Here is a 15,734-nt window from a genome sequence, read left to right on the forward strand (position 1 = left end):
TCGGTACTCAAGAGACCGCGGTGTCTTCATCGCGGGCAAGCCTTGCTCCCACAAAAAAAGCTCCCACAGTTGTTTTGTGGTGCTGCTGAACTTCATTGCACCGCGACAAATTGCCCCGATAGATAAAAGGCACGGCTCTTGCCGTGCCTTTTGCCTCGCGCTCTGAGAAAATGCCCGCACTTTTTTTCCGGATGCCGACATGACTGCCCTGAAGAACGACCGTTTCCTTCGCGCCCTGCTCAAGCAACCCGTAGACGTCACCCCGGTGTGGATGATGCGCCAGGCTGGTCGCTACCTGCCGGAGTACCGCGCCAGCCGCGCCAAGGCCGGTGACTTCATGAGCCTGTGCATGAACCCCCAGTTCGCCTGCGAAGTGACGATGCAGCCGCTGGATCGGTATCCGCAGCTGGACGCGGCCATCCTGTTCTCCGACATCCTGACTATTCCCGATGCCATGGGCCAAGGCCTGTACTTCGAGACCGGCGAAGGTCCGCGCTTCAAGAAAGTCATCAGCACCCTGGCCGACATCGAGGCCCTGCCGATCCCAGATCCGCAGAAAGACCTGGGCTACGTCATGGACGCAGTCAGCACCATTCGCCGTGAACTCAACGGTCGCGTGCCACTGATCGGCTTCTCCGGCAGCCCATGGACCCTGGCCACCTACATGGTCGAAGGCGGCTCGTCGAAGGACTTCCGCAAGACCAAGGCGATGCTCTACGACAACCCGCAGGCCATGCACCTGTTGCTGGACAAACTGGCCCAGTCGGTCACGTCCTACCTCAACGGCCAGATCCTGGCCGGTGCGCAAGCGGTACAGATCTTCGATACCTGGGGCGGCAACCTGTCGGCGGCGGCGTACCAGGAGTTCTCCCTGGCCTACATGCGCAAGATTGTCAGCGGCCTGATCCGCGAGCACGAGGGGCGCAAAGTCCCGGTGATCCTGTTCACCAAGAACGGCGGCCTGTGGCTGGAAAGCATCGCCGATGCCGGCGCCGACGCTCTGGGCCTGGATTGGACCTGCGACATTGGCAACGCTCGCGAGCGCGTCGGTCACAAGGTCGCTCTGCAAGGCAACATGGACCCGACCGTGCTCTACGCCAAGCCTGACGCCATTCGTGCTGAAGTCGGGCGTATCCTGGCCAGCTACGGCAGCGGCAGCGGCCACGTGTTCAACCTAGGCCATGGCATTACCCCGGAAGTCGACCCCGAACACGCCGGTGCCTTCCTGCGGGCGGTGCATGAGTTGTCGGCGCAATATCACGTCTGATTGCAACCCTGTCACCCAGCCTGTCCGGCCTCGTGTCGGACAGGCTTTTTATTGCCCGGTCGTTGATGTTTCCGGCGCCTGCGCCACCCAGCGGGAGCAAGCTCCCTCGCCACAAAGGGTCCACGCTGTCCCTGGTTGGGTCGTGAAGTCGTGATGGCTTAAACCTGCACATTTCCCGGCAGCAACGGTAATTTCGCCAGCTTCACCGCCACCCACAATGCGACCACCAGCAAGCCACCGATGAACAAGCCGACACCGTTCCACCCACCCAGGTGCCAGGCCACGCCGCCCGCCGTACCCGCAACGCTGGATCCGGCGTAATAGCTGAACAGATAAAGTGACGAAGCCTGGCCCTTGGCCTTGAGGGCGCGGCGGCCGATCCAACTGCTGGCGACCGAGTGGGCGCCGAAGAAACCGAAGGTGAACACCAGCATGCCCAGCACTACCAGCCACAGCGGGGTGGCCATGGTCAGCGTGAGGCCGGCCAGCATCAGTGCAATGGTCGCCCAGAGCATTTTGCGTCGGCCGAGCCTGTCCGCCAGTGCACCGACTTTTGCCGAGCTGTAGATGCCCGACAGGTACACCACCGACAGCAACCCGACAAAGGCCTGGTCCAAGTGATAAGGCTCGGCCAGCAGGCGGTAGCCGATGTAGTTGAACAGCGTCACGAACGCGCCCATCAATACGAAAGCTTCAAGAAACAGCAGCGGCAAGCCGGCGTCGCGAAAGTGCATGGTGAAGCCGTCCAGCAGGCTGCGCGGGTGCAGCGAACGAGGACGGAAGTTGCGTGACTCAGGCAGGATTCTCCAGAACACCGCTGCCGCGATCAGCGCCAGGCCGCCAATCACCAGCATCGCGGTGTGCCAGCTGACAAAGTCGATCAAGACCCCGGTGATCAGGCGTCCGCACATGCCGCCGATGGCGTTGCCGGCGATGTACAACCCCATCGCCAGGCCGATGTGCTTGGGATGGATTTCTTCGCTCAAATACGTCATCGCGACCGCTGCCAACCCGCTCAACGACAGCCCCACCAAGGCACGTAGCAGCAATACACCCTGCCAGGTCGGCATCATGGCGCTGGCAATCGTACACGCCGAGGCGGCGAACAGCGCCGCGACCATCACCGGCTTGCGCCCGATGCGGTCGGAAATCGGGCCGGTGATCAACAGGCCGATGGCGAGCAGGCCGGTCGCCACCGACAGGATCAGGCTGCTCTGCGCCGCGTTGATGGAAAATTCCTTGGACAACAGCGGCATCATCGGTTGCACGCAATACAGCAGGGCAAAGGTCGCAAAGCCACCGCTGAACAGCGCCAGCACCGTGCGCATGAACATCGGCGTGCCCTTCTCGATATAGATGTCCTTGAGTTCGGCGACGACATCATCCTGCACACGCGGCGGGATTTCATGGGTCAGTGGAGCGACAGCAGTTTTCACGGTGGACCTCGCAAGGGCACGTTCTGGCAGGCAATGAAAAAAGCATATAGCCGGCTAATGATTCTATCCAATATATTGTTCGACCTGTTTAAGACGTTATACGACCTATTGGATTGCCCATGGAATTGCGACACCTGCGTTACTTCATCGCCGTTGCCGAAGAACTGCATTTCGGCCGTGCCGCGCTGGCCCTGGGCATCTCCCAGCCGCCCTTGAGCCAGCAGATCCAGGCGCTGGAGCAGGAGATTGGCGCACGGTTGTTCGAGCGTACCAATCGTCGGGTCGAATTGAGCGAGGCCGGGCGGTTGTTCCTTGAAGAAGCGCGACGGGTATTGGTCCAGGTCGATAAAGCCGCTGACGTCGCCCGCCGCGCCCAACTGGGGGAGTTGGGCGAGCTGAAAATCGGCTTCACCTCCTCGGCGCCTTTCAACTCCACCATCCCCCAGGCGATTTTTTCATTCCGGCAACGCTTCCCGGCGGTGCACCTGAACCTGCGGGAAATGAGCAGTACCCAAGTGGCCGACGCACTGGTGGATGAAGAGATCGAGGTGGGCATCATGCGACCCTTGCCGTTGCCCGACTCCTTGGTGGAAATCGAACTCAGCCGCGAACCGCTGGTAGCCGTGCTCAGTGCCAAGCATCCCCTGGCCCAGGGCAATGAAGACGGCCTGTTCCTCTCGGCCTTGGCCCAGGAGCCGTTCGTGTTCTTCCCCCGCAGCTACGGCAGCGGCCTCTATGCCCAGCTCCTGAACCTGGCCCGCGACGCCGGCTTCAGCCCGCACTTCGCCCAGGAAGCCGGCGAAGCCATGACCATCATCGGCTTGGTGGCGGCGGGGCTGGGTGTCTCGGTATTGCCGGCGTCTTACCAGCGCATGCGTATCGATGGGGTGGTGTATCGACCGCTACTCGATCCGGCAGCGGTGTCGGCGGTGTGGCTGGTCCAGCGCAAGGACCAGCGTTCGCCGATGGCGAAGGCGTTTGTGGCGTTGTTGACAGGTAATACCGAGTAGCGGGTCAAGCGGAAAAACGCCTGTGGGAGCGAGCTTGATCGCGATGCAGATATTGGATGTGCCGACGCCATCGCGAGCAAGCTCGCTCCCACCCTTGATCGTCGGTGGTCGCAGAACCTTCAATCACCGCAAATCTCCTGTGGGAGCGAGCTTGCTCGCGTTAGCGGTGCATCAGCCACCAAAGATGTTGGACGTGCCTACGCCTTCTGGGCTCTCTATCTCAATCCCCCCAGACGGTCGCCGGTTTGTTTACGTGATAATTATAGAAACCCTGGAGTGTCCACGTATCGCCCTGGCGTTCGAACGCGGCGCGCCACAAGCCCCGGCCACCTCCTGGAACCAGTCGAGCCATGTCGTACCAGTAATACTGATTGATTTTCTTCGTCGTCACCCTGCCAGCACGAATGTCATCCATGATTTCTACTACTTTCGCCCTGGCTGTTTCAGGGAAGTTATCGTAGGACATTTGCGTGTCCGCCAGTGGGCTGGTATCGACCATGAACTTGTCGGCCGCAGGCGACGGAACCGCTGAAGTAGGTGGCGTGGTTGGAGGTCGGGTGCCGGTCACCCTGTTTGTCCGGGCCTGTGTCACGACCTCGATGTCGAACGCATCATAGCGGGATAAGTTTCGGGTGAATTTTGTAATCTCCTCTTCGGTAACAACCATCATCCTGCGTTGCGACTTGCCTTTGTTGGCGATGATGTAAGGGATTTCATGTTGCCTGATTTCTGTCAGTAGCCCGAGTCTGTTTCTGCGGCGCATTTCCGTACTGAAGGCATTGATGAATTTTCTTTTGTATTCGTCTTGGCGTTCGGCGGCGTTAACGTATCTTCTCCTGGCGGCCTCTACATCCGGGCCGCTCCCTGGGAATAGCGGTTCCAGCTCGGCGAGGAGTTTGGCTTGTGCGACTTCCAATATTTCGGTATGGGTATCTGCAATATTACGGACGGCGTCTCGCTTTTTTCCTCGTTCGGGGGTGATCGCTAGAAATACAGCCCCGGTGACGTTATCTGGCAATATGGTGATGGCCGTATTGAACTCACCTCGGTGATTGAACAGCTTTGGACCAAGTATTTCTATCTTGTCAAATATCAGTATTTGTTGGGCGGCTGTAAGGTTGAAGCCATCACCTCTTGATTCGATGACTTTGGTCGCAGTATCGACGTGCATCCATATGTTGATTTTATGCTTCATGTTTGCGTGGGGAATTACCTGCGTTTGATAGAGGGAGGTTATTTGTGCGCGATAAGAATCCAAGTCGCGCATGCCAACATCCTCCATGCTCTCATGGAGTATTCGTACAACCAGCTCATCAGGCATTGAATCAACAAGATTCTTTACGGTGTTGACCAATTCAACGGAGGGCCTGCGTTGGTCCGCCAAAGCACCTTCCAGCAATATGTTGCATCGCTTCTGTTGCAGGGTCTCTGGAGATCGACCGATCAGACTCTGTAAAGCCCCGCCACCCAGCAACCGCTGTCGTGCTTCAACCTGCCAACTGCCGTTTTTCCAGGTCACCGTCCGCTGGTTTGTACGGTTGTTAGGCGCGTAGATAATCCGTTCGCCTCCCTGAATCGCCGATTTGTAGAAGTACTTTCCTATGGTCAGGTAACCCTGCCCGCTGGTGTCCCTGTACCGATTGCGGCCTTCGGGGATCAACCCCTTGCTGTCAAAGCCCCTGAGGTGAAAAGCCTCCAACTCCGGATCCGGCATGCGGGGCAGGGAGGACAGCGCCGGGCGTGCCTGATGACGCCTTGCACGCGCCATGATCAGATCCTGCCCGGCTTCGGCGATGACCTCGCCCAGTCCGCTGATAAAATCACGTGTCCACTGGCTGAAGTGACCGTCTTCGACATCGATTGCCGCCACCGCCGTCCCTCCGGCCATCGTTGGCAGGATCGCACGTCCCAGTATTCCGCCCAGCCGGCCCGCAGGCGCCATCGACATCGCCCCGGTCAACAACATGACGCCGTTTCTGCGCCCCTCCCGCGCGGCTGCGCTGTCGCGTTCGGCGTTGGTCACCGTCAACATGTCCGCGGTTTTCATCGCGTGGGTTATTTGCGTTTCATACAGTGCTTGGAGCAAGTTCCCTCCAACCACGGGCGAGGAGATTTTCGTCGCAAAGTCGTTCTGTGCCCTGGTCCTCGCCCAGACGAAAGCCGACTGTGTGACTTTTCTTATCTTCTCCTCGAACGTCAGCTTTTCCGAGGCCGGCACCATGCTGGCAAGCTGTACGGCCTGCTCCAGCAGCGGCAGTTGCGAAATGAGCCAGCGGGTCATTTGTGGCGTGGCAGTGAGCGTCTGCGCCAAGGTGCTTTCCAACGTTCGACCGCTGGCCGCATCCACGTCCCTGAACACCTTGCCGTCCGGTGCTCCCGGCGTGTACAGCGTCAGCGACGGGCGGCTCGACACGGTTTTCACCCCAAACGCCAGTATCGACCTGAGCACGCTGTTGCCCCACTGCAGTTGACGGACCACCACGTCGTGCCCGTTGACCTTGGCGCGCCGATCCGGTGTCGGACTGTCCAACGCTGCCAGCACCAGGTTCAGTCCGATACTGTCCTTGTCGTGCCTCAGGTCGCCCGAGATATGGGCGGTCCACGCCTGGGCCCGTATCTGTTGCGCTTTCAGGGTCATCCATTGCGCTTGTGATTGGCGGGCGGCGAGTTGCACATCGGTCGCCAGCCGGGTGCCGATGTCTGCCCGCTCGATGGTCTCTATAATCTGCGCAAAGCTCAGCGGCCCGACGACGCTAGGCTGAGCGGCGTTGCGTTCGTCCTGGGTCAGGTTGGACATCGCCCACTCGGTCATGGAACGGCGGTCATCCATGACCCCCCTCACGCCACCTTGCGAAACCCCGGACCCGAACGGTGAGGCGCCCGTTGGTGCATGCGGGTCAGTCAGTTGTTTTCTGATACTCAGCGACACATCTTCAGGGTCGGCTGGCGGGTATTTCTCCCCGATGAAGCCGGCGAGCAGGCGACGGGTCCGCTCCCGAAGCGCCTGCGCGGTGGCCAGCGTCACCGGGTCCGCTGGGGGCGGTGTATCGACCAGGCTGCTGTGCAGGGCCTGCGCCGCCCGCCACCATGCCAGGCGGTCGTCACCGGTGATGTGGGGGAGGTCGTGCAGCCAGTCATTCAAGTTTTTCAGGTTCAGCCGCAGCTCGCGCTCGTCCATGGCGCCCGCCAGGTCCAGCTTATCGCCGATGTCCGCCGCGGCATCCAGCCTGCTCACCCAGGCGGCGATTTCCTCTTCCTCGGTCGGGCCGTTCAACAAGGTATTGCTCACGGCTGCTTTCTGCACCGCCCGCAAATCGCTGACCAAATGAACAAGGAAATTCCCTGCTATTGGTGCGGTGTCCAACCGGTCCTCAACGTTATCGTCCTCCATCAGGCTGGCCTTCAGTTCCGTCAGGCTGCCATGCACCTCCAGCGGATGACCCGGACGGTACAGCACGGCGTCCGCCGAATGATCGGTATGGTCGGGCCGTGTCAGCACGACGGCACCCGGCACCGGCAGGCTGAATCCCCAACCTTGGAGAGTGAGGCTCAGGTTGAAAACCCCGGGTCTGGTGGCCTGCGCCGCCAGATGGTCTGTCACTGCCTTGTGCATTGCCTGGCTCAGCGTTGTATCCAGCAAATGAAGATCCGCTTGTACCTGCAGTTGCGTGCCCAGTTCTTCCGCCAGCCAGTCACCGACGTTGCGGCCTCGGGTGAAATCGGCCGGTTTACTCCAGAAGTCGTCCAGGACCCGCGCCAGCAGCCGTTCATAAGACGCTGGCGTGGTGTTCAGCAGGCGTTTGATCTCCTCCTTTGCTTCACGACTGTTCAGGGCGCTGGGCACTTGGGTGATGTTGTCTTTCGTCACGACAACCTCGAGGTTGTCGATTTCGAGGAAAAACTCACGGGTATTCATCTGACCGGCAACGGCGCGCCAGAAAAGGGTCTCGAGGAAAACGATATCTTTCACTGTCCGCCGGGACATCGGCCCGTCGGGGACTCGTTTCGAAGGGGGATAGGCTCCTCTTGCAGCGTGCACACCGACAACGTTTCGACGGCCATGGTGCCCGCCAAGGCGGGGAAGGTTCTTTTGAACCAGTAGTCCAGATGCTGTCTCGTGGCCGTCGAGGGCCAGGGAACGGCACTGTTCAAGCGGATCATGTGCTGCTGCGAGGTCGTGAGCCGGCTTGTCAGTAGGGCGCTGGCGTCAGTGACGCTATCGGCCTGCGGAAGGTTGAAAGACGGTATGGGGGCGGTATCTTCCTGCATGTGCTCTTCCTGAGAGTTTTTCGGAAGGGCAACCTATTGAAGGCAGGCGACGATAGGGTGGTAGATAGATACCGCACATACAAAGGAAGGTGCTGTACGAGCGCCTGTGACAAAGCGAATTTGACTGATTGTTTATTGTGCAAGAAAGGTCAGGATAGCGTCGCGGGTAGCCTGCGGTTGTTCTTCCAATACCCAATGTCCGGTATTGACCAGTATTAATGAGTGCGGTTGCGTAGCAATGTGCAAGGCCTGCTCGGCCAAGGTTTTACCTCTCGAATTGTCGCCGCCGATGGTGAGCAGCGGAACCGTCAACTTATTCTGGGCAAAAGCCAGGTTGTCATTCACATCATGCTCTACCCAGGCCGAATAAAGCTTGAATGCCGCCTCCATGCGCCCAGGTCGGGAGTAGTCCTCCACCAGCGCCTGGCGCACCTCTTCACGTACCGTACCGTTGCCCGCGAAGACAAAATTATCAAAAAACATGTCCAGGTAGGTTTTCTCCTGCCTCTGGATCATGGACAGGGCCGTTTTACCAAAAAAGCGAAAGTGCCATTTACTTGCCACGCCCGCTTCAATATTTCCGTTGTAAGCGGTTTCCCATCCAGGGATGCCAGGAATGAATCCATCCATCAAGATGATATGTTTGGTTTCATCGGAGTAAAGCGCGCCGTAGGCATAGGCAATGATTAAACCCATGTCGTGACCAATAATATCGACCTGCTTGATGTTCAGGAGGGATACCAGTTGGTGTAGGTCATGCGCCATGCTTTTTTTGTCATAGCCACCTGTTGAAATATCAGTTTCGCCAGCACCGCGATAATCAGGAACGATCGGGGTAAAACCAGCACGCACCAATGGCCCCATCAACGTCTCCCAGCTGCGCCAACTTCCCGGAAACCCATGCACCAGCAAAACCGGGTGTTCGCCATTACCGCTCATAAGATAGTGAAGGCGAATGCCATTCACCTGCGCATGGGCGCGGGTAAATAGCACACCGTCCACAACAATGCCGCCTTGTTCCAAGGAGGGCGATGTGGCGTGGCGTTGAGAAGACACGGCTGTGACGCCTGACCAGGCGATCGTATTCATCAATTTTTTATCCATTTTTGAAACCGGGTTTAAACATCTGAAAATGGAAAGGCAATTTTTCAAGTGGTTAAAGCCTGATGGGATCCGGAACCCCACCGATACTGTCGAAGATGACAGTTCCGACAAACGGCAAAAACAGGATTGGACTGTCAGATTCCTCTTGGCTGTAGGAAAGTGCGCATTTTCTTTTCCGAAATTTCCTGTTCGCTCCTAATGCCGTGCTGCCGGGATTGCGACTTGCTAGCGCTGCAACGTCTTATTCATTGCTCCGAAATTCGTCCGGCTTAGCGTTCAGTCCAAAGGCCAACGGATAACGTCCCTTGAACAGGAGCCTTAGTAATGAATGAACTCTTGCTGTCCCCATACACCAACGAAGTCTCTGCTGAATACCTCCGCCATTTGGACGACTTGTACTTGGAGCAACGGCAACTCGACGGTTACAGCAAAGAAGTCGTGGCATGGATTAATCGACAAAAGGCGCACGTCCAGGCTCATCCTCCCATCGCTATTTACCGAGTGGCCACCGAGGGCAGCCAGACGCGTAACGGCGGAACGATCCAGCAAGTGTCATCGTCGTTGACGTTCACCCTGGATAATGGCTGGAAAGTACGAGCCGCGCAGAAAGGCGATCAGGTTGTGTATGCCGATGGCACCACGGCACGGATCATAACCGCCGCCGGGGAAGCCAACAGCAACATCGCACTGGTCGGCAGCCGCCTGAGCAATGGCGACGAGATCATCAATACACTTCAGAGACGTTTCCTGATCATCGTGCGTGAAGGTGTGCCGATGGCAGAGGATTTTTTGCCTGCTCTCAGGCTGGCGGATGTTCATCACCTGCACTCGAATGCGATGAAGGAGAACATCCAATGAACAGGGGTTACTTCATCGGCCAGGGTGACAAGACCACGTGCGGTGGGAAAGTGCTGGATGGCGATGGCAAGGTGAACATGTTTGGCCTGCAGCATGCCCGCGAAGGTGACCGCGTCTCTTGTGGAAAGGACGGGAACACCTATCAGATCAGGGGCGGTATCGGGCACATGGTCAGCCATGGCAGGCATATGGCCGGCACCCTGGATAGCCACAGTACCTGCCCCTGCAAAGCACGACTGATCCCCTCGGTATTCTGGGTCACCTACAAAAATGCAGACCCCGCACCGCAAGCCAGCCGAGTCGCTCAACTGGCTTGACGTCCCTGTGGGAGCTGCCGAAGGCTCGGGCCGCGTTCGGACGATCTTTTGATCTTTCGCTTGGGACTCAAGTGTCTGGGGAAAGATCGCAGCCTCGTTGCACTCGACAGCTCCTACACAGTTCCTATACCCCAGCGGGGACTTCAAAAGGTGCTTTTTTATTGCACCTTCGCCAAATCCCCTTTCAACGCAACACCCGCCATGATCGCGCCGGCGTGGCATTCGTAGGTGGTGGGGTCCTTGCGTTCGTTGCTCTTGTAGAAGCTGACGATGTTGGTGACGGCATTGGCGCCGGCGTTCTTGGCGGCTTGGTGCAGGCTGATCAGGGCCGATTGCAGGACCCATTCGCAGGCTACTTCATCGGATTTGTTGAAGGCGTTGGTTTTCTTGTTGGTCACCGCCCCTGGGCTGACCACGGTGACGTTGCCGGCCGGTTTGTTGCCGGCCAGGTAGAACTTCACGCTGCCGTCGATCTTGCCGGTGCGGATGGCTTCGGCGACGACTTTGTCGAACGGCAGGAACAGCGCGGTATCACGGGCCTGGCTGAGGCTTGGCAGGGTGCTGAGCAACAGGGCGGCGGTCACGGCGATTTTCTTCAACGACATCATGGTCTCCTTGACGAGGGGTAACAGGGTTTTGAATCCGATTCAGTGCCAGCGGCGGAAAATCAGCGAGGTGTTGACCCCACCAAAGGCGAAGTTGTTGTTCATCACGTATTCGTTGCTCATCGACCTGAACTCGTTACGCAGGTAATCGAGCTTGCCGCATTGGGGATCAACCTCATCGAGGTTGAAGGTGTGCACGTAGAGGTCGCGGTTCATCATTTCGATGCTGAACCAGGACTCCAGCGCGCCGCAGGCGCCCAGGGTGTGACCGAGGAAACTCTTCTGCGAGCTGATGGGCATGTGTTCGCCAAACAGGCTGCTGGTGGCCAGGGTTTCGGCGATGTCACCTTGTTCGGTGGCGGTGCCGTGGCCGTTGACGTAGCCGATGGCCGAGGGTTCGAGGCCGGCATCTTCCAGGGCCAGTTCCATGGCCCGGCGCATGGTGAGCAGTTCGGGGCGGGTGGCGTGCTGGCCGTCGGCGTTGCTGCCAAAGCCGACGATCTCGGCATGGATCCGCGCGCCGCGTGCCAACGCATGTTCCAGTTCTTCAAGCACGAGCATGCCGGCGCCTTCACCGATCACCAGGCCGTCGCGGTCCTTGTCGTAGGGGCGCGGGCTGGTTTGCGGTGCTTCGTTTTTCAGGCTGGTGGCGTAGAGCGCATCGAACACCATCGCTTCGGTCGGGCACAGCTCTTCGGCGCCACCGGCAAGCATCAACGGCAGGCGCCCGAATTTGATGGCCTCGTAGGCATAGCCGATGCCATGGCTGCCGCTGGTGCAGGCGCTGGAGGTGGGGATCAGGCGCCCGGTCAAGCCGAAGAAGATGCTGATGTTGGCCGCCGTGGTGTGGGGCATCATTCGCACGTAGGAGTTGGCGTTCAACCCTTCGGCCACGCTGTTGAGCAGCATGTTGCCAAAGGCCTTGATCTCGTCGGTGCTGCCGGTGGACGAACCGCAGGACACGCCCATGCGCCCGTCCTTGATCGACTCGTCGCCCAGCAGGCCGGCGTCGGCCAGGGCCTGTTCCGCCGACGCAACCGCCAGGCGCGAAACCCGGCCCATGCTGCGCAGTTGCTTGCGGGTCCAGTGGGCGGGGACCTGGAAGTCATCGATGGGCCCGGCCAGGCGGGTGTTAAGTTCGGTGAAACGGTCCCACTCATCCATGCGCCGGATGCCGCTGCGGTTGGCGGCGAAGTTGGCGGCGATGGTTTCCCAGTCGCTGCCTATGGAGGTGATACCGGCCATGCCGGTGACGACGACGCGCTTCATCAGCACAAGCCTCCGTTGACGGCCAGGACCTGCCGGGTGATGTAGCCGGCTTCGGCGGACATCAGGAAATTCACCGCACCCGCCACTTCTTCCGGGGTGCCCATGCGCTGGGCGGGGATCATTTTCATCAGTTCTTCCACGGGTACGTTTTCATCGAGCATGGCGGTGTCGATCAGGCCTGGCGCGACGCAATTGACGGTGATCTTGCGCTTGCCCAGCTCGATTGCCAACGCCTTGGCCGCGCCGATCAACCCGGCCTTCGAGGCGCTGTAGTTGACCTGGCCGCGATTGCCGATCAGCCCGGAAACCGAGGTGATGCAGACGATCCTCCCGGCGGCGCGACGACGGATCATCGGCATCATCACCGGATGCAGCACGTTATAGAAACCGTCGAGGTTGGTGCGCATCACCACATCCCAGTCGTCTTCGCTCAGGGCCGGGAAGGCACCATCGCGGGTCAGGCCGGCGTTGAGCACCACGCCGTAATAGGCGCCGTGGGTTTCGACATCGGCTTCGAGAATGGCCTTGCACGCGGCCCGGTCGGCCACGTCGAATTGCAGCACCCGGGCGTTGCGGCCCAGGGCCTGGATTTGCGCCTGGACCGTCTCGGCCTCGGCGCGGCCGCTGCGGCAGTGCAGCACGATGTCGTGCCCGGCCTGGGCCAGGCGCAGGGCGATGGCGCGGCCGATGCCACGGCTGGAGCCGGTGACCAGTACGGATTCAGTCATGACGGGTTTCCTGTTGCGGACGGTTCATGAAGGTAATGGGCGGCCTGGGGCGGACGGAATACGTTGAGCCGGGCCGAGGCATGGATGCCGGGGGCGTGGATGTGACATTCGAACACGCCCATGCCGTTGTCGTCTTCCAGGGAGCGCACGCCGTGGATGGTCAGCTCGACGCCGGCGGGAAAACACTCGACGTTGCATTCGAACTTGCGGGTGCCGAGCAAAAAGCCCAGGGCCACGGCATCACCCCGTTGGCGTGCATGGCAACCGGCAAACGCCGCGACGCTTTGAGCCATCAGCTCGATGCCGACCCAGGCCGGCAGCGCGCCGTCGTCGCGGTTGAACAAACCGCCGGGCTTGACGGTGGCGTGGGCATGGATCTGTTCGTCATCGAACGACAGGATCCGGTCGATGAGGATCATGTCGCCGGCATGGGGCAGCAGTTCGGCGAGCGGCCAGTCAATCATGGGGCGTCTCCGATAATCAGGCTGACGTTGTTGCCGCCGAATGCAAATGAATTGCTCATCAGGCGGCGCGGGGTGACCGGGTTCAGGTGGGTGCCGGCGGTGACCCAGTCCAGCGCCGGCAGGGCCGGATCGGCCTGGCCGTCCCAGACATGCGGCGGCAGGGCCAGGGCGGTGTTTTCTGCGCTCAGGGCCAACCAGCAGAATGCCGCTTCCAGTGCCCCGGCCGCGCCGAGAGTATGGCCGGTCATGGGCTTGGTGGACGAGCAGGGCACGCCCGCTGGAAACAGCCCGGCCACCGCCTGGCTTTCCATGGCGTCATTGTGTTGCGTGGCGGTGCCGTGCAGGTTCAGGTAGTCGATCTGGCTGGCCTCGAGGCCAGCGCAACGCAGGGCTTTTTCCATGGCCTGGCGGGCGCCGCGACCACTGGGTTCAGGTGCGGAAATATGGTGGGCATCGGAACTGGCACCGTCACCGAGCAAGGCAATCGGTGTCCCGTCACCTGGCGTCTTGCTCATGAGGAACAGCACGGCTGCTTCGCCAATGTTGATGCCGCTGCGGTTCACTGAAAACGGATTGCAGCGTTCGTTCGACACCGCTTCCAGTGCGGAAAAACCGTTGAGGGTCAGTTTGCACAGGCTGTCCACGCCACCACATAGCACGGCATCGCACAGGCCCAGGTCGAGCAGGCGCCGGGCGCTCATCAAGGCGCGGGCGCTGGAGGTGCAGGCCGTGGAAATCACGTAGGACGGACCGCTCAGGCCGAGCCAGTCGGAAAGAAAGTTGGCCGGCGCGCTGAGTTCCTGTTGCTGGTAGTCGTAGCCGTCGGGGAAGTGTTGCTCGCGCAGGTAATGGGCAATGCCCTGGCTGGCCTCATCGATCCCCGAAGTGCTGGTGCCCAACACGATGCCGATGCGGGCGCGACCGTAGGCCTGGATGGCCTGGTCGATCTCGGCGCGAATCTGCAGCCCGGCTTCCAGCAGCAGCTGATTGTTGCGGCTGCGGTGCGCCAACAGGGTTGGGGGGATGGGGGCGAGTTCACCCGGCACCGCGGCAACCGGTAATGCACGTTCGGCGACCCAGCCGTCCTTGATACGCACGCCCGAGCAGTCGCCGGCAAACAGGTTGCGCGCGACGGTGTGCTTGTCGCGGCCCAGGGCACAGATCACCCCGAGGGCATTCAAATAGGCGGTCATGGGGCGTTCTCGGTCAACGGTGTGATGCGGTAGCGGGGGCCTTGGGGCAGGCTCATTTCAAAATCCAGCGGCTGCGTGTAGCGCACCTGCCAGCGGGAATCGAGGGTCCGTTGCGACGCTTGTTGCCGGGCGGTCGGGTAGTTGCCCGGCAGTTCGGCTTCGGGGGTCAGGGCGAACAACAGCGCGGCGAACAACTCCCGGGCTTCGGCATTGGGCGGCAGCAGACCGTCGGCCTGCCACTGGCCAGCGACCAGGCGCTGGCGGGCCACGGGAATGCCCAGCGGGTCCATCATCGACCAACGGATGCCGGCGTCTTCGCGCTGGATCACCAGCAGCCAGTCCTGGCGTTGGCCGGCCAATGTCCGCTCGATGTGCAGTTGCATCGGCAAGGCCAGGGTTGGCGTGCGCTCGGGCAGCGGCGCATGGCTGGCGCAGGCACTGAGCAGCAACAGGCAGCCGACAAGCAGGGCACGAATCATCCGATGGCCCCTTCGACGGGCTTGCGAGCCACCACATTGACCAGGGTTTCCTCGCGCTCGCCGAACGGTTTGGCGCGGCGCAGGCCAAAACGCTCCAGCAAGCCGAAGTCCTTGGCGCGGCTCCACCACAGGTACGGGTAGGAGACGTTGCGGGCTTCGAACTGGAAGCCTTGCTCGCGGATCATCTCCAGGTACTGCGCGGCACTTTTCTGTACGTGCATGGGATGGCGGAACAGCCAGCGAATCACCCAGGTGTCGATGTAGGCTTCGGTGGATTCGGCGAACATCAAATAGCCGCCGGGCTTGAGTACGCGATAGAACTCGGCGAGGGCTTTCTCCTGCTCCACCAGGTGATGGAAGGTCTGGTGGCAGAACAACAGGTCGACGCTGGCATCGGGCACCGCCAAGGTCGCGCAGTCGCTGCCGATCAGTTCCACGGCCATGCCTTGGCGTGCGGCTTCCTCCCGGCTCAGGTCCAGGCTGTGAGGGTCGGCATCCACGCCGATCAGGCGCTGTGGCGCGAACACCTGGCGCAGGTACTGGAATGATTTGCCCTGACCGCAGCCAGCGTCGAGCAGCACCGGGTTGCTCGGCAGCGGGGTGCTGAACAGGCTGCGCAGGTCGTTGATCGCCACGCGCAACACATGGTGCTGCCAGGTGTGGCTGCGCAGGAACCAGAAGCCGAAACGGGTCTCTTCGACGTAGTTGTCGCTCAGGTAGCTCATGGTTGCTGAC

The 15,734-nt window shown here is 60.4% G+C and carries 14 protein-coding genes; 4 read left to right on the forward strand and 10 right to left on the reverse strand.

What is annotated here, in order from left to right:
- The first annotated feature begins 199 nt into the window (after positions 1–199).
- Positions 200–1,267 (forward strand): uroporphyrinogen decarboxylase, encoded by a 1,068-nt coding sequence (gene hemE, locus KI235_RS02330; RefSeq protein WP_003196993.1) that lies wholly within the window; start codon positions 200–202, stop codon positions 1,265–1,267.
- 158 nt (positions 1,268–1,425) lie between these two features.
- On the opposite strand, the gene KI235_RS02335 is transcribed toward hemE, so the two are convergent.
- Entirely contained in the window at positions 1,426–2,601 is a 1,176-nt protein-coding gene (locus KI235_RS02335; protein ID WP_223471194.1) for an MFS transporter, read from the reverse strand.
- Positions 2,602–2,822: 221 nt separating this feature from the next.
- Between KI235_RS02335 and KI235_RS02340 the strand changes: the two genes are divergently transcribed.
- On the forward strand, positions 2,823–3,713 hold the full coding sequence (locus tag KI235_RS02340; RefSeq protein ID WP_003196997.1) for a LysR family transcriptional regulator: 891 nt from the start codon (positions 2,823–2,825) through the stop codon (positions 3,711–3,713).
- Positions 3,714–3,933: 220 nt separating this feature from the next.
- Here the strand turns inward: KI235_RS02340 and KI235_RS02345 are convergent, their stop codons facing one another.
- Complete coding sequence (locus KI235_RS02345) at positions 3,934–7,683, reverse strand: DUF6543 domain-containing protein (protein WP_244864273.1); 3,750 nt, start codon at positions 7,681–7,683, stop codon at positions 3,934–3,936.
- A 431-nt stretch (positions 7,684–8,114) separates the two neighbouring features.
- Positions 8,115–9,086 (reverse strand): alpha/beta hydrolase, encoded by a 972-nt coding sequence (locus tag KI235_RS02350; protein ID WP_235395366.1) that lies wholly within the window; start codon positions 9,084–9,086, stop codon positions 8,115–8,117.
- 324 nt (positions 9,087–9,410) lie between these two features.
- Here KI235_RS02350 and KI235_RS02355 point away from each other — a divergent pair, with 324 nt between their 5' ends.
- Positions 9,411–9,944: a PAAR domain-containing protein gene (locus KI235_RS02355; RefSeq protein ID WP_003197002.1), complete on the forward strand. Its 534-nt coding sequence runs from the start codon at positions 9,411–9,413 to the stop codon at positions 9,942–9,944.
- On the forward strand, positions 9,941–10,261 hold the full coding sequence (locus tag KI235_RS02360; protein WP_027911937.1) for a PAAR domain-containing protein: 321 nt from the start codon (positions 9,941–9,943) through the stop codon (positions 10,259–10,261). Before KI235_RS02355 ends, KI235_RS02360 begins: the two co-directional genes overlap by 4 nt.
- A 158-nt stretch (positions 10,262–10,419) precedes the next feature.
- Here the strand turns inward: KI235_RS02360 and KI235_RS02365 are convergent, their stop codons facing one another.
- The 7 genes from KI235_RS02365 to KI235_RS02395 are packed head-to-tail and all read right to left on the reverse strand — an operon-like array spanning position 10,420 to position 15,724.
- Positions 10,420–10,866 carry a hypothetical protein gene (locus KI235_RS02365; RefSeq protein ID WP_003197008.1) on the reverse strand — a complete coding sequence of 149 codons (447 nt, stop codon included), beginning with the start codon at positions 10,864–10,866 and terminating at the stop codon, positions 10,420–10,422.
- Between the two features lie 42 nt (positions 10,867–10,908).
- A complete protein-coding gene (locus tag KI235_RS02370; protein ID WP_003197009.1) occupies positions 10,909–12,135 on the reverse strand; it encodes a beta-ketoacyl-ACP synthase in 1,227 nt (408 codons plus the stop codon).
- On the reverse strand, positions 12,135–12,863 hold the full coding sequence (gene fabG, locus KI235_RS02375) for a 3-oxoacyl-ACP reductase FabG (protein WP_003197011.1): 729 nt from the start codon (positions 12,861–12,863) through the stop codon (positions 12,135–12,137). The genes KI235_RS02370 and fabG overlap by 1 nt, the downstream gene beginning before the upstream one ends.
- Positions 12,860–13,327 carry a hotdog family protein gene (locus KI235_RS02380; protein ID WP_003197012.1) on the reverse strand — a complete coding sequence of 156 codons (468 nt, stop codon included), beginning with the start codon at positions 13,325–13,327 and terminating at the stop codon, positions 12,860–12,862. Before KI235_RS02380 ends, fabG begins: the two co-directional genes overlap by 4 nt.
- The gene (locus tag KI235_RS02385; protein ID WP_212795471.1) at positions 13,324–14,520 is read right to left on the reverse strand and encodes a beta-ketoacyl-[acyl-carrier-protein] synthase family protein; all 1,197 of its coding nucleotides are present in this window, start codon (positions 14,518–14,520) and stop codon (positions 13,324–13,326) included. Before KI235_RS02385 ends, KI235_RS02380 begins: the two co-directional genes overlap by 4 nt.
- Positions 14,517–14,999, reverse strand: a complete 483-nt coding sequence (locus tag KI235_RS02390; RefSeq protein ID WP_003197018.1) for a DUF3261 domain-containing protein — start codon at positions 14,997–14,999, stop codon at positions 14,517–14,519. The genes KI235_RS02385 and KI235_RS02390 overlap by 4 nt, the downstream gene beginning before the upstream one ends.
- Entirely contained in the window at positions 14,996–15,724 is a 729-nt protein-coding gene (locus tag KI235_RS02395) for a class I SAM-dependent methyltransferase (protein ID WP_003197020.1), read from the reverse strand. The genes KI235_RS02390 and KI235_RS02395 overlap by 4 nt, the downstream gene beginning before the upstream one ends.
- Between the last annotated feature and the right edge of the window lie 10 nt (positions 15,725–15,734).

Source organism: Pseudomonas sp. St386, from assembly GCF_018325865.1.
Classification (GTDB): Bacteria; Pseudomonadota; Gammaproteobacteria; order Pseudomonadales; family Pseudomonadaceae; genus Aquipseudomonas; species Aquipseudomonas brassicacearum.